Genomic DNA, 21677 nt, shown 5'->3' with positions numbered 1-21677 from the left:
TCCTTTCCCCGCTGGCGGCGTCACCGGCCCGACTTCAGAAACTTCTCGTAACCCTCGCGAAAAGCGACGCTCATCACCCCGTTCGCGTTCGACACCGCATCCCGGCGAAGCGCCTCGAACACTGTTTGATACACAGTCCATCGATCGATGCCACGCCAGAACGAAAGATGCTTCTTCTCTCCCGCCTTCTCGATCAACTTGTCGATCTCGGCGGGGGACAGTCGGTCGAAAACGGCGGCCATGGCATGCTGCACGCCGGCCAGCATCGCCAGCTGGTGCTTTTTGATGTCCTCGAACGCGGTGCGCACGGTCTCCTCGGTCGACATGAACCCCGGGAGCGGTTCGCCGAGGAGGAATTTGGCCGCTTCGAGCGGCGGCAGGTGCTTGAGCGGATTGTTCTTGCCGATGCTGAGCTGGGTCCGCTCGACCCGGAACTCGTCCTTGAACGCGGCCCGGTCGTGGATCAGGTCCCAGAGGCCGAGCACGACCTGCCGATAGAGCACGCCGAGCCGGTACATGGCGTCGGAGGAGAGCCGGAGCTCGTCGGGGGAGAGGCCGGCTCCCTCGTAGAAAGCGTTCCAGGCTGCGTCCGGCGCGTCCGCTTGCGTCGTCGCGACAGGCGCGGCTGGAGGGGGGGGCGCGGACGCGCCGTCGGCGATTGCGTGCTCGACGGATGGCGGGAAGCCGGCCAGCGGATCGTTCGCGTCGGGCGAGAAAGCCGGCCGGTCGAACGGGTCGGCGCCCGGCGAAGCGGCGGGCGGCGTCTCCGGCGGGGGCGGCGGGAAGAGGGGCGCCGGGTGGGCCCCGCGGCCCCCGCCGGGCAAGGACGCTTCCGGCGCCGCCGAGAACGGATCCGGACGCGGAGCACCCGCGGCGAACGGATCGGCGTCGAACGGGTTCGCGGCGAACGGGTCCGAAGCGAACGGGTCGAGCGCGGAGGGACCAGATGCAGACTGGGACGCGGCGGGCGCTGCGGACGGATCCTGGGCCCGGCCACGCGGCGCGGGAGTCGCGGCCCAATCCTCTGGAATGGCGAAATCGGCCGGCGGCGGCAGCGGATCGGCCATGATCGGACGGGAGAAGGCCTCGCCGATCGGATCGCCGAAGCCGAAGTCGCTGATCCGCGAGGCCGGTTCCGGATTGGTCCGCGCGGGTGCGAGGAAGTCGTTCATCGCGTTGCCGAGGAACTCCTGGACCGCGGCGCTGGCCTGGCCGGCATCCCAGATCGGATCGATCGGCGTGTCGAACCACGAATCCGCCCGTGGCGGCGAGGGGCCGCCCGGCAGCGGCGGCGGTGCCGGAGTCGGCACCAGTCCGGCCGCGGCGGATTCGGTGGCGATGGTGATGACGAAGTCCCCGATCAGCAGCCGGTCGTTCGGCCGGATCGCCACGGGCGTGTTGGGGACGATCCGCTGGCCGGCGTGGTTCAGCGCGACGCCGTTGACGCTGCCGTCTACCACGTAGAGGTCGATGCCTTGCGCCGAGATCGTGCAATGCTCGCGCGAGACATAGCCCTGGGTGTCGGGCAGGACGAGATCGCACGTCTTGGCGCTTCGGCCGATCTTGACCTGGCCGGAATCGAGCTGCCGCCGATCGATGAAGCTGCCCGGCGGATCGGTCGCGCGCGAAAGCAGCAAAATCCACATCGTCGATATCAGGCCGCGGCGACGCGGCTGCGCAGCGCCGCCTGGGCCTGGCGGCCGTTCTCGCCCCGCATCAGGGCGATGCCGAGCGGCAACCAGTCGGTGAACGCAATGCGGTGGTTGAAGGCCGGATCGGAGGAAAGGAGAAGCAACGCGGTTCGGGACGCCACGCCGGCGAGATGCGGCGCCGGCGGCACCGGCTGCTGGCCGCGCGGCGCGAGCGACGGTCCTGCCCAATAAGCCGCCATCGCGACCCAGGCCGGGCCATTCTCGAGCCCGGCCGTCTCCGCTTTCTCGCCGGCATCCTCGGCATCGGCCGGGGCGACGCTCTGCACCCAGCGCTCCGCCGCTTCGACCGCCGCGCGATCAGCAGGCCGATGGTCGAGATCCGGCAGGATCCGCGCGGCCAGGCACGCCCACCAGACGGTCTGCCGGTGCGGCAGCACCATGACGAGGGCGTAGAGCGCGTCGCGCAGGTTGCCGGATTCGGCCAGCGACTGGACAAGCCGTTCCGGGCTGGTCGCCTCCGCCAGCCTGGCGAGGCCGGCGGCGCTCAGCTCCGCCTTGCTCTCCAGCTCGCCGCGCTGGAAGCGCAGGGGAATGGTGGCCGAGGCATTCATGTCAGTTGATCAAGACGATGCCGCCCTTGAGGGTCAGCATCGCATCCGCGGTCACGTCGGTCTTCGGCGCGTTGAGCTTGGCCATCGCGCCGCCCGACATCTCGAGCGAGACATCAGCCTTCACCTCGATCTTCGGCGCCTTGATCACGATACCCTGCATGGTCATCGTGATCGTCGAGGGGCCGACCTTCAGCTCGATCTCCTTCTTCGACTCGACCAGACTCTTGTCGATGATGGTCACCGTGCGGGTCTTGGTGATCTTGGTCTCCTGCTTGCCCTCCACGGTGACAGTGCGGTCGCGGGTCACGGTCAGCTTCTGGTCGCGCTCGACGGCGAGCGTCTGGTCGCGCTTCACCGTGCCCCAATCGTCCTGATCAATGACGCGCCGGTAGTCGCGGCCGGTATAGAGATAGATCTCCTCGGACCCCGGCTTGTCCTCGAAGCGGAATTCCTGGACGATCGATCCGTTCTTGTCCGTGACGGACCGCCAGCCCGTCTGCGTCGCCTTGCTGGTCGGATCGAAGGGATAGGGTTGGGACGGCGTGTACATCGTCCCGGCGATGAACGGCAGGTCGGGGTTGCCGTAGAGGAAGTCGATCACGACCCGCGTGCCCGCCCGCGGGAAGAATTGCGCGCCGTGGGTGCCGTGGGCCCATTGCTGCTGGACCGGCAGCCAGACGAACTTCTCGAGGCCCTGCGACGAATAGTCCCGGGCACCGGCGATCGCGACAGGCACCCGCCACTGATCGTCGATCTTGGCCTCGCCCTCGACGGTGTCGGTGCCCTGGACCACGCCGAGCAGGGGTCCCGGCGCCTTGCGCTCAGGCGCTCCCGCGACCGGCCGGAACACTTTGGCAGCGTCGATGCCGACGAAGCTGTTGCGATATCGTGCGGTGCCCGAACCCTCGATCATCCACGGATCGTAGGCCGAATGGGTCACCGAGGTGAGCACGACGCGACGCGGCGCCACGGCTGAACCGCCGGTAATCTCGAGCCGGCCGCCGGCCATCAGGCACGGTTCGCTCGAGCTGCCCTCGATCTGGTCCGCCGCCTGGGCATGCTCCTGTTCCTGCGCCGTGCTGCGCGGCTCGACGTCGCCGTCCGCCACGGCCTCGAAGCCGATCCGATCGTAGCTGTGGCTGTAGACGCCGCCCCAGCTCTCACCGGCCGTGCCGCTGCGCACGAACGGCTCGTCGAGCTTGTTGACGTTGAAGGAGAGATGCTGGTGGCTGCGCGGCGTGGCCTCGCACCGGCGGCCCAGCGCGTCGATCGCGCCGCTCGCCGAATTGGGCAGGAACTCGACCGCCCCGCAGGCGAGGTCGACATAATCGGCCGACTGGTTGGTGACGATCATCTTGTGGCGAAACGGCCCGGCCTGCCGCTCGTAGACGAAGAAGTACATGATCCCGTCCTGGGCGAGCAGGCGCGCCAGGAAGTCGATCTCGGTCTCGTCGTAGCGGACGGCGTAGCCGCGCACCGCCGGTGTCGGCGTCACGCCGACCCGCTTGACGAGCCCGCTGACGTCGGCCGTCATCGCGTCGAAGATGTCGAGGCTGCTCTTGTCCTGGATGAAATGCGTGGCCCGCCCGTAGCTCAGTGCAAAATAGGCGGGGCGGATCTGCACGACGACGCGGGTCATCTCGCCGCCATAGACACGGCGGACGCCGTAGATGCGGCCGGCGAACACCCGCTCGGTCCCGCTTTCCGGGCTGACGTCGAATTCCGCGAGCTTGCCGATCCAGCCGGAGACGTCCTCGTCCGCCGTCGTGATCAGCTCGAGCCGGTACTCGTAAGGCTCGGAGATGCCCTCCCGCCCTTCGAAGCTCAGCAGTGCATAGTCATCCAACGATGCGTCGGCGAGAGCGCGAAGATTGAGAAGGTGCTGACCCATGATGCCCCATGATTGCGCGCAATTCGGGCCGGCGCGGAGCGGTCACCCGGACCACTCTGCACCGGCACGGAGGCGTGATCAACCGACCTTGTTCTCCACGAGGCTGTAGATGAGGTGCGTGGGGCTGCCGGTCTGGGTGGCGTCGCGGCCGGTGAACGACCAGTCGAACTTGGTGAAGTTGAGCGACACCGATTCCGAGGGGAAATCGCCGCCCGACGACATGCTGAAGCCGGACACGATGACCTCCTCGAGCTCGAGCGTCGCATAAGCGACCGACTCGCCCTTGCTCGCCGCCACGAACGAGACGGTGGCCTTGCCGACCGGCTCGCCCTTGAGCAGCGCCTTGAACAGCAGCTCGGACGATTTGTCGGTGGTCTTGGTCGCGGTGATTTCGGAGACGCTGGGCTCGGAGGTGGTGCGGTCACCGCCGCGCGCGCTGGTGACGCCGAGGCCCGCGCCGAACTGGAAGCTGTTCAGCTCGATCTGGTCCTTGAAGTTCGAATCGGTCGAGCTGCCCTTCACGGAGTCTATTTTCAAGAAAATCGCCATCGCTACTTCCCTTCTCTGATCAGTGCGGCCGAAGCCGCGGCGCCTTGACACTCATTCCATGCACCGAAGTGCATGCGAACCTTCGATCACGCGAGGATGAACTGATAGTCCTTCACCTCGCCTGCAGTGACGTTGACATGGGAGACCGTTTTCCCCTCGGCACGCAGCTCGAGGAGCTCGGCGGCGAGATCGGCGAGCAATCCGCGCTTGAGGATGTTCTCGATGTTGCGGGCGCCGCTTTCGATCTCGGTGCAGCGCGACACGAGCCGATCGAGCAAGGCATCGTCCCATTCGAAACGGGCCCCGTAATTCTCGACCACCCGCTTGCGGATCCGCTCCAGGCTGATCGCCACGATCTCGCGCAGGATCTCGGGGGGCAGGGGGAAGAAGGGCACGGTCACGACGCGGCCGAGGAACGCCGGCTTGAAATATTCGAGCAGGTCCGGCCGGAGTGCCTTGGCCAGCTCTTCGGGCTCGGGCAGCGCGGCGACGTTGCGGCAGAGCTTCTCGATCGTCTCGGTTCCGGCGTTGGACGTCATGATGATCAGCGTGTTCTTGAAATCGATATCGCGGCCCTGGCCGTCGCGCAGCATGCCCTTGTCGAACACCTGGTAGAAGACATCCTGCACGCCCGGATGGGCTTTCTCCATCTCGTCGAGCAGGATCACCGAATAAGGCTTGCGGCGCACCGCCTCGGTCAGCACGCCCCCCTCGCCATAGCCGACATAGCCGGGCGCGGCGCCGACCAGCGTCGACACCTTATGCTCCTCCTTGAACTCGCTCATGTTGATCGTGGTGACGTTCTGCTCGCCGCCGTAGAGCAGCTCGGCGAGAGCGAGGGCGGTCTCGGTCTTGCCGACCCCCGACGTGCCGCAGAACAGGAAGACGCCGATCGGCTTGCGCGGATCGGCGAGGCCAGCGCGCGCGGTCCGCACCGTCTGCCCGATCATCTCCAGGGCATAGGCCTGACCCTTGATCCGCGCCGACAGCTGCTCGCCGACCGACAGGACCGAGCGTATCTCGTCGCTCATCATCCGCCCGACCGGAATGCCTGTCCAGCCGGCCAGCACCTCGGCCACGACCGGGCCGTCGACGACGTCGTAGATCATCGGCGACTCGCCCTGCATCTCGGCGAGCCGGGCCTGGACGTCGCGAAGCTTCGCAGTTGCCGCCTCGATCTCGGGCGCTCCGTCGCCGAGGCCGTCCAGCGCCTTGCGCGCATCGGCGATCTCGCGGACCAGCCCCAGCTCCTGCTGCCAGCGCTCGCTGAGGCTCGCCTTGCTCGCCTCCAGCTCGGTGCGGCGCGCGGCGCGTTCCTCGAGCGCGGCACGAACGTCGCTGCCGGCGCGACCCTCCCGCTCGAGCATCTTCACCTCGGCGTCGAGCAGCCCGAGCTGGCGCTCGATATCCTCGATCGCCGGCGGAGTCGCCGCCTGGCTGATGCCGACGCGCGCGCAGGCTGTGTCGAGCAGCGAGATCGCCTTGTCCGGCAGCTGCCGGCCGGCGATGTAGCGGTGCGAAAGCCCCGCCGCCGCCTCGAGCGCGCCACCGAGGATGCGGACGTTGTGATGCTTCTCGAGGATCGGCACGAGGCCGCGCAGCATCGCCACCGCGAGGCTCTCCGGCGGCTCCTCGACCTTGACGACCTGAAAGCGGCGGGTCAGCGCCGGATCCTTCTCGAAATACTTCTTGTACTCGGCCCAGGTCGTCGCGGCGATCGTCCGCATCTCGCCGCGCGCCAGCGCCGGCTTGAGCAGATTGGCGGCGTCGTTCTGTCCCTCGGCACCGCCGGCGCCAATCAGCGTATGCGCCTCGTCGATGAAGACGATGATCGGGGTGGGCGATTTCTTGACCTCTTCGATGACCGACTTCAGCCGGTTCTCGAACTCGCCCTTGATGCCGGCGCCGGCCTGGAGAAGGCCGAGATCGAGCGACAGCAGCCGCACGTTCTTCAGTGCATCGGGGACGTCGCCCTGGACGATGCGCAGCGCGAAACCCTCCACGACCGCGGTTTTGCCGACCCCGGCCTCGCCGGTGAGGATCGGGTTGTTCTGGCGGCGGCGGGTGAGGATGTCGACGATCTGCCGGATTTCGGGATCACGGCCGTAGATCGGGTCGATCTTGCCGTCGCGGGCCTGTGCGGTGAGATCGATCGTGTAGCGGGAGAGCGCGTCGCCGCCGGCCCCGGCGCCCGGACTCGCCGCGGGGGCGCCCGCGCCGCCGCCCGCGCCAGCCGCCGCTTCGCCACCGCCGCTCGCTTCCTCGGACGTCGACGCGATCTGAGTCAGCGTCGAGCGCAGCGTTTCGAGGGGCAGCTTGGCGAAATGCGAGCTTGCGTCGCGGGCGAGCGCCGACAGCTCCTCGGAGCCGAGCAGCGCCAGCAGCAGATGGCCGGACCGCACCGTTGCGGCGCCATATTCGAGCGAGGCGAGCAGCCAGGCCTCGCGGATCAGCTTGACGATGTTCGGCGCGAGCGCCGGCGCGCGGCCATTGCCGGTCTTGAATCGATCGATCTGACGGTTGATGTCCTGGGTCAGGCGCCCGGAATCGACGGAAAAATGTTCGAGAATCACGGCCACGTCGGAACGTTGCCGATCAAGCATTTTCAGCAGCCAGTGCTCGATCTCGACGTCGTAATTGGTTCGCGAAAGTGCGAGGCCAGCGGCGCTCTCCAGGGACGTTCGACAGGTGTCGTTTAACTTGGATACCAAGCTCTTCAGGTTGACCGGCGCCACGCTCCCCCCTTTCGCCATCCACGCCTACTATTGAAGGCGAGCAAGTCGTCTGTACGCGTATTTCTGGTCCCATGCCGCGGCCGCGCGGAGACTCACTTTCTCGATGCTTGGCCGAGCTTCCAATGGATTAACTCACTCGGTTGATCGCGACAACGTCAATTTGCCCCCAGCGGCCGACGGACCGGAATGACACAGTCGGTGACGATGCCTCGGGATCCTGGCGTCGGCTCGAGCCAGCTGGTCCAGCCGAGCAGTGCCGGCGCGTCCTCGGCGCCGAGGCGGAGCGGCGGGATGTCGCGAGCGTCGATCAGCATGCGGATCGACGGCTGGTGCTCGATGCCCGCGGCGAAGGTGCACAGATCGCCGAGAACCTGCTGCACCTCGCTACCTGTGCAGAAAAGCTGGAGCTGCCGATAGGAAACCGGCCCGATCTCGATGACGTAATGATGCTGCGCCTCGAGCACCGCGCTGCCGATCATCGCGGCCTCGCTCTGCGCCAGCGGGGAGGGGCTCCCGCCCAGGCGGGTGAACCGGCCGTCGGGCCCGCCGAGACGCGTCTGCTCCTGCGCGGGGACGGCCATCCAGACCGCTTCCGCCTGGGAGATGCGCAAAGGCAGGCCGGTGAGGAGGCGGAGCACCGTTTCGACGCTGGCGGCGCTGCGCCGAGCATCGCCGAGATGGGCCGCGAGCGGGGCGAGCACCGCGTCGTCGGCGGCGAGGCGGTGCCGGGTGCCGCCGACGCCAATGCCGGCGAGCGCCAGCGCGACGGCGCCGATCGGCTCCCTCTCGTCGCCCCGCGTGCCCTCGACCTGCAGCGGCCAGCTGTACTTGCGAGCGATCCGGTAGAAGAAGGAGAGGGCACGGTGATCGAACAGGTTCAGGAACTGGGCGAGCGCCGAGTCGCGCAGGCGCCGGCGCTGGAGCTGGAGCTCGCTGTAGATCGGCGGCAGGGCCGGAGTCGCTCCGGCGAGGCCGAGCACGTTGGCGGAGATACGGACCTGATCGGCCTCAGCGTCGACCTCGGCGACGTCTCCGGCAGGGAGCGACAGCCGGTCCGAGGCGACGAAACGGACGGGCTCGTCGGCCGGATAGGTGTCGCGGCCGACCTCGCCGGCGTGCCCGGACCGGCGGGCGGCGAGCTCCGCCACCCGGGCGGCCTGCGCGAAGGTCGCGCCGGCGAGCCGCCGGGCGAGGTGGCCGATGGCGCTCATATCAACGGACGGTCGCCGATCCGCGGCGGCCAGGTCTTCCACAGGCCGCTTTCACGCTGCAGCTTCGCCGAGACCCGCACGAAGCTGTTCAGCGCCGACGCACCGGCAAGGAAGCGCTCGATCACCGCGCAAAGCAGGAACGAGCCCGATCCGGAGAGACGCTGGTCGTCGATTTCGAGCACGACGTCGGTGCCGGCGCACATCGCCGTATGGCCCTTGATCTGCAGCCGGGCGACGCCCGGCTCCGCGGTGACGCTGCGCAGCCGCTCGCGGAGCTGAACGCTGTCGGCCGTGTCGCCCGGGTCGTAGAGCGCGAGCACCTCGCGCAGCGCCTGGCTGCCCCCGACGTCGCCGACCAGGCTGAGGTGGTTGAGCGAGAGCTGGCCGACGAGCTTCCACACCGCCGCGCGGCGGCGGGCCGGTCGTCGGGTCGGGGTCGGCTTGGTGAGGGCGCTCGCCTTGGCCAGTCCGGCGATGGTCCCGCCGACGGTCAGCGCGGGGCGGCCCCCGCCGAACGGCAGCCGCGCCGGGAGATCGCGGTTGGTCGCGAGGATGCGCGTGTTCACGATCGTGGCGTCGTCGCGCAGCAACTCGCCCTCGAGGTCGGCGATCGAGAGGAAGACGTCGTCGCCGCCCCCCGGTCCGAAGCTCGAGCGGCGGGTCACGGCGTGGAACATCCGGCCAAGCCGCGGCGAGCCGCGGTCGACGGCGTAGAGCGACGGCGCCTCGGTCCGATTGCCGGCGGCATCCTGCAGCACCGCCTCCTCGACCGAGTGGACCTCGAGCACGTCCTCGCGCCGCGCGTCGGGAACGATCCGGTATTCGATGCTGCGATGATCGAGGTGGATCGGCTCGGCATCGAGTGGGAAGAGATTGAGCGCGGGACAGGCGAACAGCTCGAAATCGTCGGCGCGGATCGCCCGCTCGAGCTCCGGGGAGATCCGGTCGAAGTAGAAGTAGAGGTCGAGCCGCCGGCCCGGAACGTCGAGCGTCCGCGCACTGAGACCTTCGATCTCGAAGAACAGATGCTTGTGGGGATAGGCGAAATGCTCCTGCAGCAGGGCGTAGCAGCGCCTCGCGACCGGCACCTGAGGCAGGAGCAGCTCGTTCTCGTCGAGCCCCTTCAGCCGCAGCCGGGACGGGGGCAGCAGGACGGGTCGGGAATCGTCCGGTCCCGTCGCGACGGCGACGCCGAGCAGGTTGGCGCCGAGCTGCTCGAGCAGGATCTGAGCGCGGCGGGCATCGCCCTTGATGAACAGGCGCAGGCGGTCGAGGCCGAGAGAGGCCATCTCGACTTCAGGCTTGGTCGTGCCCAGTCGGATGGTCAGCAGGCCCTTGGCGCCTTTGAGCCCGACCGCCGGCGCATCGAAAGGCGGACCGGCCACCGCCGCATCCTCGATCCTGATCGGCAGCAATTCGGTGTCGTGGCACAAACGGTAGCGGCAGGGCTCGCCGTCGATCGCCTCGGTGGTCAGCATCGTGCCGGCCGGGACGACCGTCGGCTTGTCGAGATCGGCGCCGGGCTCGAGCCGCACGACCATGAACGACGGCAGCGGCTGGATGAGATGGGGATAGAGCGTCAGCAGCAGCGCGTCGGAAAGCTCGGGAAACTCGTCGTCGATCTTGTGCCGCAGCCGCGCGTTCATGAACGCGACCGCCTCGATCAGCCGGCCGACATGCGGGTCCTCGATCGACTCGCGGGTGAGCCGCAGGCGCGAGGCGATCTTCGGATAGGCTTCGCCGAACGCGCCCGCATTGTTGCGCAGGAAGCTGAGCTCGCGATGATAATATTCGATGAGATCGTCGATCATGGCTCAGCTGGTGAGGTCGATGGAGATGGCGCGATCGCTCGGCCTGACGCTGGCGTCGTAGGTAACCGTCTCGCGGGCCGGCGAGAGGGTCAGGACCGCCGTGATGCGGAAGCGGATGCCGCGCGACGTCGGGGCGTCATCGGCCTCCACCTCGACGCTGCTCAGCCGCGGCTCGTGCTCCCTTATGCATTGCGCGACCATCCGCCGGATGCGGTCGCGAACCCCGGCGGCGGAGAAATCCTCGGTGCTGATGTCCTTCAGCCCGAAACCGACGATCGTACGCTCGAGATCCGGCTCGCCGTCGATCCGGGCGAGCAGCGGGCGCTTCGAGTTGAGCAGCGCCTCGAGGTCGCGGCGCAGCCCGTTCTTGAGCCGCTCGACCGCCCGCTCGTCGCTCTCGCTCGCGTCGAACGACAGATCCGGCTCGTCGTCGATCAGGCGGTCGAGCAGCGACTGGGTGAGGCCGTTTCGCATCAGGCCAGCGTCTCCTTGCCGACCACCGTCGTCAGCCGGAACTCGGACGAGATTTGATCGAGCTGATAATGCGGCCGGATCGCGATCTCGCAACCGTAGGTTCCGGGGCGCCCCGGCAGCTCGTGGACCTCGACCCGGGCCTCACGAAGCGGATAGCGCACCCGCACCTCGGCGGACGCATCGTCATTGCCGGTGACGAAGCGATTGAGCCAGGTCTGGAGCAGTTTCTGGCATTCCGGCGCGCTGGCGTATTTGCCGACCCAGTCGCGCGCCATCACCTTGACGTAATGGGCGAAGCGGCTGACGCAGAGGATGTAGTTCAGCATCGCGCTCATCTTCGCGTTCATCCGCGCGGCCTCGCCGTCATAATCGGGCGGCCGGTGCAGGCTCGGCAGGTTGAGGAAGGCCGCCATGCCGGTGAGGTGCATCTGGCGCAGGACGATGATGCCGGCGTCGTTCAGCACCATCTCCTGGTCCTCCGAGATCGCATTCTCCAGCGCGAAGCGCGCGACCACACCGCGACGGTCGCTCGGCAGAAACTGGCGCACCGGACCATCGACGGTTCCACCTTCGCCGGGCGGGAGCAGGCCACGGATCGCCGCCGGCCAGCGATGGCGGATCATCGCCCGCGCGGCGACATGCGCGAGACCGAAGCCCCCCGAGATCCACAGCAGGTCGGATCCGTCGCGGATCCGTTCGTCATAGACGAAGCCGAGCCGCGGGTGCTCGCGGCCGCAGTGAAGCCGGCGGGCGAGTAGCCTCGGTGCGACGACGCCGAGAAAGCGGCTGTCGGGCCGGGCGCGCAGCCGGTTCCAGCGTGCGAATGCTGGATCGGCGAAGGTCGCGGCAAGGTCCTGGCGCAGGTCGATCTCGTCGAAGCCGTCCATCGCCACCACCGAGGGGTCGGCGGCGACGATGATCGGGCAGAAGGCCGCAGCGGCGATCTCGCTCAGCCCCTCCATCACCGCAATGTCGTCGGTCCGGTCCCGGCCGAGCCGATGCGAGATCTGTTGGTCCACCAGGATCATGCCGTACGGCTTTCCGCCCGGCATGCCGAATTCCTGGCTGTAGACGAGATCGAACAGGTGGCTCTGGTCGAAGCTCATCGCCCGCTCGAGGTCGCGGCTGATCTCCAGCCAGCGCACGTCGAGCAGCCGCAGCCTGACCTCGTTGTCGTCGATGCCGTCACTGAGCCACTTCAGGCCCCGCCACAGCGACTCGAGGCGCTGGAATCGCGGATGGTGCAGCACCGCGTCGAGCGTTTCGCCGAGCAGCGCGTCGATCCGCGCGATCGCCCGGCTGGCGGCTGGTCGGTTTCGAAGCCTTCGGAGGCGGTCGATCGGGGAGCGGCCGCCTCCTTGGCTTGGCTGAGCGCCGCTCCCCCCATCTCAATGCCGTTCGGCGATCACGACGCCTTCGGAATGCGCGCGACGAGGCGCATCGAGGTGGTCAGCTCCTCGAACTGCAGCCACGGCCGCAAATGGGCGACCGCCGTGTACGAGCCAGGCGCCCCTTCGACCTCGCGGACCTCGACCCGCGCCTCGCGCAGCGGATATTTCGCCCGCGCTTCCTGTCCGGCGCCTTCCGTCGCATTGACGTAATTGCCGATCCAGCGGTTCAGCCAGGTCTCGCAATCGGACGCTTCCATGAACGAGCCGATCTTGTCGCGCGCCATCACCTTCAGATAATGGGCGAAACGGCTGGTCGCCATGATGTAGGGGAGACGGGCGGAGATCGCCGCGTTCGCCGTCGCCTCGGGCCGATCGTATTTCTTCGGCTTCTGCGTCGTCTGGGCACCGAAGAACACCGAATAATCGGTATTCTTGTAGTGGCAGAGCGGGAGGAAGCCGAGGTCCGACAGCTCCTTCTCGCGCCGGTCGGTGATGCCGATCTCGGTCGGGCATTTCGAGTCGAGATCGCCGTCGTCCGATTGGAAGACGTGGGTCGGCAGGTTGGTCACCTTGCCGCCGCCTTCCGCGCCGCGGATCGCGGTGCACCAGCCATATTGCGCGAACGCGTCCGTCATTCGCGCGGCGAGCGCGTAGGAGGCGTTCATCCAGCAATAATCGTCATGCTCCATCGCCTTCGGCGCGCCGCTCGCGTCGCGCGGCGCTTCCTCGTAGGCAAAACCCTCGACCGGCTTGGTGTCGGCGCCATAGGGCAGGCGGGCAAGCACGCGCGGCATGGTCAGCGTCACGAAGCGTGAGTCTTCCGATTGCCGGAACGACGTCCACTTCATGTAATCCGCGGTCTCGAACAGCTGCTTGAGGTCCATCGGATTGGAAAGCTCGCCGTAGCTTTCCATGCCGAACAGCTTGGAATTCGCCGCCGAGATGAACGGCGTGAACCCGGCCGCGGCCACGCTGGCGATGTTGCCGAGGAGCTCGATGTCGTCGGGATGCTTGGAGAAATAATAGTCTCCAACGAGCGCTCCGAACGGCTGTCCGCCGGCCGAGCCGAACTGGTCCTCATAGACCTTCTTGTAGAGCTGGCTCTGATCGAAATCCGTGGCCTTGGCGAGGTCGGCGGCGAGCTCCTTCTTGGAGACGTTGAGCAGCTTGATCTTGAGAGTCTCGCCGACCTCGCTGTTCTTGACCAGATAGTGGAGGCCGCGCCAGCTGCCCTCCAGCGTCTTGAACTTCTCGGCGTGCATCACGGTGGCGAGCTGCTCCGAAATCTGCGCGTCGATCTTGGCGATCGCCTCGCGCAGCGTCACCGTCATGTTCTTCTTGAACTGGACGGTTCCGCTCATCGCCTCCTGGGTGAGCGTGCGCATCAGCTCCTCGACGCGCTGCGGCTCGGTCTGCTTGGTCGCGCTGATCGCCTCGTCGAGGAGGCTGGCCGGCGCCAGGACGGTGTCGGCCTGCGGGCCGCCGGCCGCTTGGGTTGCTGCGTCCGCCATCGCCTTTACTCCTTGTCCTGACCGCCGTCGGCGGCCGCGAGCTGATTATGAAGGGCGCCGAGCTTTTCTTGGTCGCCGAGGATCTGCTCGAGCAACGACTCGAGCTGTTCGGAGCCGTCGGCTTTCGCCATCAGATCGCGCAACTGGTTGCGAGTCTCCATCAGCTTGCGCAGGGGCTCGATCTGTTCGACGATCCGCTCCGGCTCGAAATCGTCCATCGATCGGAACTTGAGGTTGACCTCGAATTCCTTGCCGTTCTTTTCAAGCGTGTTCTCGACCTTGAACTTGGCTGCGGGTTCAATTCGACCCATGACCTGATCGAACTTGTCCTTCTTCAAGTCGATGAATTTTCTTTCCTTGAGGCTCTTCTTCGGCACCGCCGAATCGCCGGAGAAATCGCCCATAACCCCAATGACGAAGGGAAGCTCCTTGATCTCCTGGGCGCCTTCCGTTTCGACGTCGTAGGTAATGTGAACCCGAGGTTTGCGGACGCGCTTCAGCTTGTCATGTACAGAGTCTGCCATCACTTCATCTCCCTCGAGCGCACCGGCGCCCGGATTCCCCAACTTGAGACGTTCAGTCGAACGACTTCACTATCAAGCCTCGCTCTTGCTGGACGGTGGCTTGATCCCCGACCGCCAGTAAAAAGACTCACGGTTCGATTCGTCCGGAATGAGCTCCGCAAGAAAGTCATGAAGACTCAATCGTGCGCGCCGGTCAACCTCGCGCAAGGTCCCGCCGAGTGGTGATTGCGGTTCGTGCGTCAGGAAATACTCGGCGGCGGCCGAAACGGCGTGCAGCGCATCTTCGCGCCTGGTGATCTTGCCGGGAACGAAGACCGGCTGCGCGGCTGCTCCCGGTACCGGCTGACTGCTTTCGGCGACCACCGCGGCGGCGACCGCCTCCGGCTCGTCGGGCGCCATGCGGGCAAGCATCGCCTCCAGCCAGACGCGGATCGCCTGGAGCTCGTCGCTGAGGCGCGAGGCGGCCGGAAACTGCGGCTTGGTCCGCTCGGAGATGAAGCCGATCGCGCGGCGCCACGCAGTCTCGGCGGCGCCGAGTCGATCGGCCGCCTCGGCGACCGCGCGGCGGGGAAGGCGCTGGGCGATCGCCTCGATCGCGCGGCGCGAGGCCTCGGCCTCCTCGAGCTTCGCCGCCTTCTGCTCGGGCGTGGCCTTGGGCGAGATCTCCATCGCCGAATCCGCCCTGATCTTGTCGACGTAACGGAGCTGATCGGCGCCGCTCGCCACGAGGGTCATGCGGCGGAGCGGCTGGATCAGCGCTCCGTCCTTGTCGCCGCTGCCGCCGCTCAGACCGGACAGGGGCTGGAAGCGGCTGCTGACGCCGTCCTCGTCCTCGGCAGGGTAGAGGCCCCGCTCCCAGAACGCCTCGACGAGGTCGGCGAGCGTGGCCATCGCACCGGCGACGCCCGAAGGCCCTTCCAGGCGAACCGAGGCCTCGATCAGCACCGCCATCGGTTCCAGGTCCTTGCTGTGCCCGGCGAGATAATCGCGCGCGTTCTGCGCCAGCGTCTCCCAGTCCCAGCCGTCGTCGGGTCCGCCCGCTTCGCCCATCGCGGCGGACAGCTCCTGTCGGATCAGCGCCTTGCGCTGCGAGCGGATCTCGCGAAGCAGCTCGCCGGTCGCGCCCTCGTCCTCGCGGCCGTCGAGACCGACCTCGCCGGAATCCTCCGCCCCGACCAGCGGCGCGACGATCGCAAGACGGCTTTCTTCATCGAACAACACGCAGGCACCCCCAGAATCACCGTGCGATTGGTCGAGCTTACAACCTTGTCGGGACAGCTCCACAGGTTTTTCGCCGGCCGGCCGATTTAGCGTTCACTTTACCATAGTCGTTAGGCCCGCCCTCACGACTTGCCGACTAAAGCGGCACGTGCCCATTCGTGTCGGCGGAAGGAATCCAAGATGAAACGTCTGCTTCAGTCGTTTGCGGTCATCACGGCCTTTGCGGCCGCGACGGCGCCGGTACAGGCCGCCTGCTGGGACGCCGCGGCGTTCGAGGCCGCGCAGGTGCGCCAGCTGGAGACGATGCTCACCGCCGCCGCAGCCCGTTGCGAGACCCGCTCGCCGGCCTTCGCCGCGCACTACGGAACCTTCCGCGCCGTGAACGGTGCGGCGCTGGCGAGCGCCCAGGCCAGATTGCAGCGCCATTTCGCCGGCGCCGGCGAGGGCCAGGTCTTCTCCGCATCGCTGGCTACGCAGGCCGCGAGTGCGGCGCGCGGCCTGTCCTGTGACGACATGGCGGTGCTGGCGCGGATCGCCGCGGACTCCGGCGGATCGGTGGAGGCGCTGGCGCGCTTCGCCTCGTCGGCCGATTTGCGGCCCCAGGGTGGCGCAGAGACCTGCCGTGCCGAGGCGGTGCCGATCCGGATCGCCCTCAACGCCTCCGGTCAGTAATCGGGGAAGGTCGCCGCGGGGGATCGGGCAGCCCCTGACGGGCTGGACTACCAGCCGTTGGCCGATCACATCGCTCGCCTGAGCTCGGGACTTGCAGCCGAACGCGCGATCGATCAGCGCTTCGATCGACGGGCCGGACCAGTCGGTCTTGCCTGGCTTGGGCATGGTCCCTCCGCAGCCGTGCCAGCTCAGGGGCGCGCGGGCGATGCGCCTCCCATGGCCGCGGCCGCATCCGCGAGAACGCGCGAGCCCTGCCGCCCCGGTTCCGTCGCCGCGGCGGCCGTGCGGGTCGGGCTGAGCATCGCCTTGGAACCATCGCCGACCAGGAAATAGGCGCCCCAATAATAAGGGTGCGAATAGCGCGGCTGGTCCATCAGGTGGTTCTGCGCGGTCTTCAGCGATGCCGCCACGCTGTCCGTCCGTCCGGCGCGGTAGAAAGCGGCGAGCAGCTCGTCGGTCTTGCTGTGCGCCGGAACCCGCCAGAAGGTTGCGAGCACCATGCGCGCATTGGCGACGATGAAAGAGCGGACCAGCCCGTCGAGCGCCGGCGTGCTTTCTTCGATGCCGCGGCGGCGGGCGAGGGCCGTGCTCGCTCCGGCGAAGGTGTCGCAGGCAGAGAGAACCACGAGGTTCGCGTTGAGCCGCAGCCGCGCCACCTCGTCGAACGACAGCAGCCCGTCCGACACGATCGGCGCGTCGGAGGGCGGCGCGGTAAGGGTCGTGATCAGTGCCGGAGGCAGGTGCATCGTGCACTGGTCGACGTTCACCGGCATCTCGGGAATGCCATGTGTGGCGAAGTGCAGCACCTGGTATTGAGCGAGGTCGTCCGCGGCATCGCCATGGGCAAGGTTCGCGTCGCTGAACCTCGGCCCGACGATCCGCGAATCGGCGACGCCGAGAGCGTTCGCGGCGATCCCGATCTCGTCGGCGCTGATCGGCTTGCGGCGCGCCAGCGTGTCGGCCCAGAGGCCGTAGCTCACCGAGCAATCGAACGGCATCGCGCGCGAGGCCGTCGTAGCGCTGGCCGGCTGCGGCGGCGCGTTCTCGCCGAGGCCGAGGAAGGGGCGCGGCGCAGTCGACGGGGCGAGCTCCTTGCGGCCCCGCAGGAAGGCGCGTGGCGACAGCGCCGTGCTGGTCTCCACCTTCCGGCCGAGGAACTGGACGCGGCTGTAGTCGGCCTTGAACTGCTGTTGCGCATAAGCGTCCACCGACCCCCGATCGGTGACGAAGATCGACGCGGGGAGCTGCCGCAGCGGGCCCGCGGGATTGTAGATCAGTCTGGTCGCACCCGCGACCATCGCGGCGGCGGGACCGGCGACGCTCCGGAACAGGCGCTCGGAGGCGGCGACGTCGAACGGGCGCAGCACGCCCTCGTCATCGCTTCGCGCGCTCATCTGTACCGCCGCGGCGAGATTCTCGATGGTCGAGAGGCTTGCCGGGAGCCGGTAGATCATCGTCCGGTCGCGTCCGATCGCGATCCCGAACATCGCGGAGCGCAAGGCGGTCAGCTTGAGGTAGACCTCGCCGGGGGCGAGCGCTTCGCGGATGCTCGCGATCGTCGCGGGCTGATCGCGAGAGCGCCGATACGGTTGGCGGCGAGGAGCTTCCGGTTGACCTCGTCGAGCCTGGCGTCGGCGGCGGCGCGCTCCCGCTCGAGCGCCGGAAGGTCGGCCTCGCCGGCGCCGGTCGAGGCGGTGATCTCGTAGCGCAGCCGGATCAGCTGGCGCTCGAGATCGGTGCGCTCGCGCAGGAGCCCGGCAATCTCGGGATCGGCCGAGACGACCTTCTGCAGCTGGGCATATTCGCGCGCGATCGCCGGCTCGCCGATCGACTGCATCGCCCGGAAGAATTCCTCGTCGCGCTGATCGGTCTGCGCACCTTCGGCGAGCAGCGCGAAATAGCGCTCGAGCGCGCCGAGCGAGACCGGCCCCGTGCCGGACAGGTTGGCGAGCGACTGCACCGCCTCCTCATAATCCTTGAGCACGGCGCCGGGGTCGCGCGCCGCGTCGCGCGAGGCGACGCTGGCGCGCTCAAGCTGTGCTTCGACGAGAAGCGGCGCGTTGAGAGCGGTGTCGGGGAGGGGGCGCGCGTCGGGGAAGACGCAGAGATGCCCCGCCGAGGGCGTGCCGCCCTGCAGCGCCGTGATCGCGCAATCGAAATTGGCGAGCGACGTTTCGATCGCGCCCTTGCGGGCCTCGATCCGCCCCTTCTGCCGCTCGATCGCGGCGCGGATCCAGACGATCCGCTCCGGCGCGACGGTGCGCACCGCGGTGCGCGCAAGATCGGCGGCGACGGCGAGCGCCGCCTCCGCTTCCGCCGTCCGGCCGAGACCGAGCTGGGCCACGCTGAGCGCCCAGGCGCGCTGCGCATCGAGCAGGCTCCTCGACAGCAGGTTGGCGTCGGTGAGCGAGGATTGCAGCGAGTCGATCTGGCCCGCTGGCTCCTGATTGAGCTGGCTGAGCGTCGCCGGATCGCTGAGGTCCTTCGATCCCGCCCCCGACATCGACAGCACCTCGAGCGCCTCGTCCCAACGCCGCTGATTGACCAGGTGCAGCCCGCGATAGGTGGTGAGCTGCTGCTGCTTGTACGCGGCCTGGGCGAGCCCCGGATTGTTGTTGAGCAGCAACTGGCCGATCACGAAATGCGCGTCGGCGGCATCGAACTGGCTGAGGTTGGAATCGGCGAGGCCGGCGGCGAGCCTGAGGTCGAGCTTGGTCCCGGCGTCGGCGGCGACGAAGGCGCGCAGGGCGTCGTTGAGGATCCGCGATGCGTCGAGCGTGCGGCCGGTCTGCAAAGCGGCGATGCCCTCGGCAAGGGCGGCCTCCGCAGTCAGCCCGGCGCGCTCCGACACGGCGGCCGTGGCCGGAGCTGGCGGCAGGTCGGCGAGTGCGATCGAGCTCGGCGCCGCGCTCCTCGGCGACGGGGCGCGGGCGCCGGTCGCGATCACCCGCAGCGCGGCCTCGAGCGGCGCCAGCGCGGTCTCCACCGCGACGCCACGATAGCGCTTTCCGTCTCGGGTAAAGCGAAGGTCGACGACCTGACGCGCCAGCACCGGGTCGATGCAGCGCCGCACCTCGGCGGGACCGAGCCCGGCAATCTGCATCTCGACGCTCGCGCCGCATTGGTCGGTGCCGGCGTCCCCGTCCGGTGCGTAGACATAGCCCTGCGCCTCGGCGGCCGAGACGCCCCGGCAGGTGATGCTGAACGGCTGGGCGGCGGCGAAGCGGACGCCGCTTTCCCCCGCGGTCCACTGCCGCGTCGCGATGCAGCCGTCGTTGGTGCTGTTGATGCCGAGCTCGAACCGCTCAGGCGCCGCGGGCGCTGCGCGGGCGGGAGAGGCCGATGCCGCGATCAGGACTGACGAAAGCAGCAGGGTTCGGGTCGCGTGGCGGGTGCGGATCATGGTTGATCTCCCCTGGCGGGACAGGTTGCATCATTGGGGTCGCACTCGATCGTGTCGATGCCGACCGGAACGTCCGCAATGTCGACGATCAGACCTTCATTGCCGCGTCCGACGAGCGGGTTGAAGAACAGCCCCGGATCCTCGGCGGAGCCGAACAGCTGGGTCTGCCGCTCGTCGTAGATCGACAGGTTCGGCCGCGGCGGATCGGTGGTGAGGCAGCCGCGATCGGGAGATCCGATGACGCAGCCGTTCACCCGCGAATTGGCCTGGGTGATGCGGACGATGCGCGTGCCGCCGGCGAGATCGGCGATCTCGAGATTCTCGTTCGGCAGCACGCCGGCGGACCGGCCGACGAAGCCGTTGACGCGGCCGAACAGCGCGAAGCTGTTCCCGCCGTCCTCGCCGGTGCTGTACAGCTGCAGCGCGAGACCGTTCACCGTCGGCGGCGACTGCTCGTTGAGCAGGACGCCGCCGCCGAGGCTCGCCCCGGTGTTCTGGAACAAAGCGAAGTTCGAGTAGCGGACCCGCAGCAGCTTCGCGGAAAGGAAATTCCGGCCCGTCGCGTCGCCGACGTAGAGGGCCGACGCGGGGTTCGCGACGTCCGCGGCCACGGCCGTGTCGTTGAGCGGCGAACTGCCGAGATAGCGGTCGAGCAGCGCGCCCCGGCCGAAGACGACGCGCTGCGCGCGCAGGTCGACGGTCCCGTTCTCGAAGGTGATTGCCCCGGCCGTGCCGCTGTCGCCGATGTTGACGCCGATCTGCGAGGCGAGGGTCGCGGGGTCGCCAAGCCCCGCCGGCTCGAGAGTGGTGCTGCCGCCGATCTGGAGGACGCCGCCGCCGCTGCCGCTCACCGCGCCGTTGATCTGGACCGCGCCGGTGGTCAGGAAGCGGGCGCTGGTCGCGCCCGTCTCCGACGCGAGGCTCAGCGTCCCGAAGACGATCGGGCGGGCCCGCGAGTCGATCACGACATTGCCCGCCCGCACCAGGTCCATCTCGGCATCGTCGAGCGCGAGGTCGGCGCCGGTATCGGCCGTGGTGCCGCCGACGATCGTGGTTCCGCCGCCGGTGTTGCGGATCTCGACCTCGCGCGCCGGATCCACCGCGCCGGTCGCTCCGGGGCGCGTCTCGATCGCGCCGAGCAGCGCCAGCGGTCCGCCGACCTCGAGCAGGATGTTGCCGTTGTTCGCGCGCGCCCGGCCGATCCGGGCGGACTGGGCCTGGACCTGGATCTGGTCCGTGCCGTTGGTCACGCTGCCCTGACCGGCATCGAGCTCGCCGAGCTGGGCGACGCGGCCGGCGGCCACCGAGATCGTCGCGCCAGCCGGCACCGCCTGGATCGACGCGGAGTCGTAGCCGGGGACATTGGCATTGGCCGCCGCCGAGGCGGTGCCGGCGGTCGTCCTGAGCGTCGCCGCGCCGGTGACTGCGGCCGTGCCGATCTGGAGCTGACTGCCGGCGGTCAGGTTGACCGCGCCCGCGGTGACGCTGCGCAGGCGCAGCGTGGCGGGCGCAGGCTGGCCGACGTTGGTCAGCGTTCCGGCGGTCACCGCGCCGGCGGCGGCGCTGTTCGTCACCGCCAGCGTCACCGTGCCGGGCGCACTGATCGTCGAGCCGCCGGTGCCGGTCGCGAAGCCGCTGCGCCGGCCGCTGACCGATCCGAGCGTCGCGGTGACGGCGACGGGGCCCTGGGCAACGATGCTGTCCGATCGGATATCCCCCTGGGCGGCGCTGAGCTGCGCCGACCCGGCCGTGAGCGTTCCGAGCACGAGGCCGCTGTCCGTGTCCCCCGTTATCGGCAGACCGCTCGCCAGAGACGCGGCGCGGATCGTGATGTTGTGGCCGGTCTGGTTGGTCGGTCCGGCAAAGCCGATGGCGCCGGCCGTTCCGGCGGCGCCGCGCGCGAACGTCACCGCCCGCGTGTCGGCGCCCGCACCGGTCGAGATCGCCGAGCTCAAGGTCACGACGCCGTTGGTGTCGATGTCGATGTCGTCGCCGGCGGTGGCGGAGCCGAGCGTGACCAG

The 21677-nt window shown here is 68.5% G+C and carries 16 protein-coding genes; 1 reads left to right on the top strand and 15 read right to left on the bottom strand.

The window, feature by feature from the left end; genetic code table 11:
• Nucleotides 1–20: 20 nt before the first annotated feature.
• The 12 genes from tagH to E2493_RS13840 form a co-directional block, all read right to left on the bottom strand.
• Entirely contained in the window at nt 21–1646 is a 1626-nt protein-coding gene (gene tagH / locus E2493_RS13895) for a type VI secretion system-associated FHA domain protein TagH (protein WP_135087798.1), read from the bottom strand.
• An 8-nt stretch (nt 1647–1654) separates the two neighbouring features.
• On the bottom strand, nt 1655–2263 hold the full coding sequence (locus tag E2493_RS13890; protein WP_135087796.1) for a DUF6931 family protein: 609 nt from the start codon (nt 2261–2263) through the stop codon (nt 1655–1657).
• A 1-nt stretch (nt 2264) separates the two neighbouring features.
• Nucleotides 2265–4109, bottom strand: a complete 1845-nt coding sequence (locus E2493_RS13885) for a type VI secretion system Vgr family protein (RefSeq protein WP_225421478.1) — start codon at nt 4107–4109, stop codon at nt 2265–2267.
• A 123-nt stretch (nt 4110–4232) separates the two neighbouring features.
• A complete protein-coding gene (locus E2493_RS13880; protein WP_167737533.1) occupies nt 4233–4691 on the bottom strand; it encodes an Hcp family type VI secretion system effector in 459 nt (152 codons plus the stop codon).
• Nucleotides 4692–4789: 98 nt separating this feature from the next.
• A complete protein-coding gene (gene tssH / locus E2493_RS13875) occupies nt 4790–7456 on the bottom strand; it encodes a type VI secretion system ATPase TssH (RefSeq protein WP_225421477.1) in 2667 nt (888 codons plus the stop codon).
• Nucleotides 7457–7593: 137 nt separating this feature from the next.
• The gene (gene tssG / locus E2493_RS13870) at nt 7594–8649 is read right to left on the bottom strand and encodes a type VI secretion system baseplate subunit TssG (protein ID WP_135087790.1); all 1056 of its coding nucleotides are present in this window, start codon (nt 8647–8649) and stop codon (nt 7594–7596) included.
• Nucleotides 8646–10460: a type VI secretion system baseplate subunit TssF gene (gene tssF, locus E2493_RS13865; protein ID WP_135087788.1), complete on the bottom strand. Its 1815-nt coding sequence runs from the start codon at nt 10458–10460 to the stop codon at nt 8646–8648. The genes tssG and tssF overlap by 4 nt, the downstream gene beginning before the upstream one ends.
• A gap of 3 nt (nt 10461–10463) precedes the next feature.
• Nucleotides 10464–10934, bottom strand: coding sequence for a type VI secretion system baseplate subunit TssE (gene tssE, locus E2493_RS13860; protein WP_135087786.1), 471 nt, complete (start codon nt 10932–10934; stop codon nt 10464–10466).
• Nucleotides 10934–12226 carry a type VI secretion system contractile sheath large subunit gene (gene tssC, locus E2493_RS13855; protein WP_225421487.1) on the bottom strand — a complete coding sequence of 431 codons (1293 nt, stop codon included), beginning with the start codon at nt 12224–12226 and terminating at the stop codon, nt 10934–10936. The genes tssE and tssC (E2493_RS13855) overlap by 1 nt, the downstream gene beginning before the upstream one ends.
• A 113-nt stretch (nt 12227–12339) precedes the next feature.
• Complete coding sequence (tssC, locus tag E2493_RS13850) at nt 12340–13836, bottom strand: type VI secretion system contractile sheath large subunit (RefSeq protein ID WP_135087782.1); 1497 nt, start codon at nt 13834–13836, stop codon at nt 12340–12342.
• A 5-nt stretch (nt 13837–13841) separates the two neighbouring features.
• Complete coding sequence (tssB, locus tag E2493_RS13845) at nt 13842–14360, bottom strand: type VI secretion system contractile sheath small subunit (RefSeq protein WP_135087780.1); 519 nt, start codon at nt 14358–14360, stop codon at nt 13842–13844.
• 72 nt (nt 14361–14432) lie between these two features.
• Nucleotides 14433–15581, bottom strand: a complete 1149-nt coding sequence (locus tag E2493_RS13840; protein ID WP_167737532.1) for a type VI secretion system protein TssA — start codon at nt 15579–15581, stop codon at nt 14433–14435.
• 180 nt (nt 15582–15761) lie between these two features.
• On the opposite strand from E2493_RS13840, the gene E2493_RS13835 reads away from it, so the two are divergent.
• Nucleotides 15762–16253 (top strand): hypothetical protein, encoded by a 492-nt coding sequence (locus tag E2493_RS13835; RefSeq protein WP_135087776.1) that lies wholly within the window; start codon nt 15762–15764, stop codon nt 16251–16253.
• A gap of 188 nt (nt 16254–16441) precedes the next feature.
• On the opposite strand, the gene E2493_RS13830 is transcribed toward E2493_RS13835, so the two are convergent.
• The 3 genes from E2493_RS13830 to E2493_RS21285 form a co-directional block, all read right to left on the bottom strand.
• On the bottom strand, nt 16442–17740 hold the full coding sequence (locus E2493_RS13830) for a CHAT domain-containing protein (RefSeq protein ID WP_167737531.1): 1299 nt from the start codon (nt 17738–17740) through the stop codon (nt 16442–16444).
• A gap of 17 nt (nt 17741–17757) precedes the next feature.
• Nucleotides 17758–19656, bottom strand: a complete 1899-nt coding sequence (locus E2493_RS13825; RefSeq protein WP_135087772.1) for a hypothetical protein — start codon at nt 19654–19656, stop codon at nt 17758–17760.
• The coding region (locus tag E2493_RS21285) for a hypothetical protein (protein WP_167737530.1) at nt 19653–21677 on the bottom strand (2025 nt) is incomplete at its 5' end. The genes E2493_RS13825 and E2493_RS21285, both read right to left, overlap by 4 nt.

This window comes from Sphingomonas parva (ex Maeng et al. 2020), from assembly GCF_004564275.1.
Lineage (GTDB): Bacteria > Pseudomonadota > Alphaproteobacteria > Sphingomonadales > Sphingomonadaceae > Allosphingosinicella > Allosphingosinicella parva.
Note: the sequence above shows the minus strand (reverse complement) of the source record. Positions and strands in the feature narration are given on the sequence as shown.

Bases quoted from the DNA above. Each gene is read 5' to 3' on its own strand.
- tagH (WP_135087798.1), bottom strand. From the start codon at position 1,646: ATGTGGATTTTGCTGCTTTCGCGCGCGACCGATCCGCCGGGCAGCTTC.
- E2493_RS13890 (WP_135087796.1), bottom strand. From the start codon at position 2,263: ATGAATGCCTCGGCCACCATTCCCCTGCGCTTCCAGCGCGGCGAGCTG.
- tssH (WP_225421477.1), bottom strand. From the start codon at position 7,456: ATGGCGAAAGGGGGGAGCGTGGCGCCGGTCAACCTGAAGAGCTTGGTA.
- tssG (WP_135087790.1), bottom strand. From the start codon at position 8,649: ATGAGCGCCATCGGCCACCTCGCCCGGCGGCTCGCCGGCGCGACCTTC.
- tssF (WP_135087788.1), bottom strand. From the start codon at position 10,460: ATGATCGACGATCTCATCGAATATTATCATCGCGAGCTCAGCTTCCTG.
- tssE (WP_135087786.1), bottom strand. From the start codon at position 10,934: ATGCGAAACGGCCTCACCCAGTCGCTGCTCGACCGCCTGATCGACGAC.
- tssC (WP_135087782.1), bottom strand. From the start codon at position 13,836: ATGGCGGACGCAGCAACCCAAGCGGCCGGCGGCCCGCAGGCCGACACC.
- tssB (WP_135087780.1), bottom strand. From the start codon at position 14,360: ATGGCAGACTCTGTACATGACAAGCTGAAGCGCGTCCGCAAACCTCGG.
- E2493_RS13835 (WP_135087776.1), top strand. From the start codon at position 15,762: ATGAAACGTCTGCTTCAGTCGTTTGCGGTCATCACGGCCTTTGCGGCC.
- E2493_RS13830 (WP_167737531.1), bottom strand. From the start codon at position 17,740: ATGTTCGGGATCGCGATCGGACGCGACCGGACGATGATCTACCGGCTC.
- E2493_RS13825 (WP_135087772.1), bottom strand. From the start codon at position 19,656: ATGATCCGCACCCGCCACGCGACCCGAACCCTGCTGCTTTCGTCAGTC.